This window comes from Streptomyces sp. NRRL F-2664, assembly GCF_000719345.1.
Lineage (GTDB): Bacteria > Actinomycetota > Actinomycetes > Streptomycetales > Streptomycetaceae > Streptomyces.
Map to the genome: position 1 here is coordinate 1 of NZ_JOFX01000619.1, position 226 is coordinate 226.

A 226-nucleotide genomic window follows, 5' to 3' on the forward strand; every position below is an offset into this window, starting at 1 on the left:
CCGCGAGGCGGTGGTCTCCGCGTCGGTACCGGGCGCGGTGGTGACGGTCTCGGTCAGACGCCCGTCCTCAACGGTCCGGCTGACCTCAGTCTTCAGCTCGCCCGGCCCCTCACCCCGGCCCTCCTCACCGGCGCCGTCGGCCCAGGAGACCGTCTGCGAGGCAGGCTGCCCGTACTTGTCGTAGGTGAACGTGGTCTGCTCGCGGGCGGTGAGCTTCCCGCTGCTG

At 72.1% G+C, this 226-nt stretch carries 1 protein-coding gene; it reads right to left on the reverse strand.

Annotated elements, in window-relative coordinates; translation table 11 throughout:
• Positions 1-226: hypothetical protein (locus IF89_RS40410; protein WP_043195238.1), on the reverse strand; the 226-nt coding region annotated here is incomplete at both ends.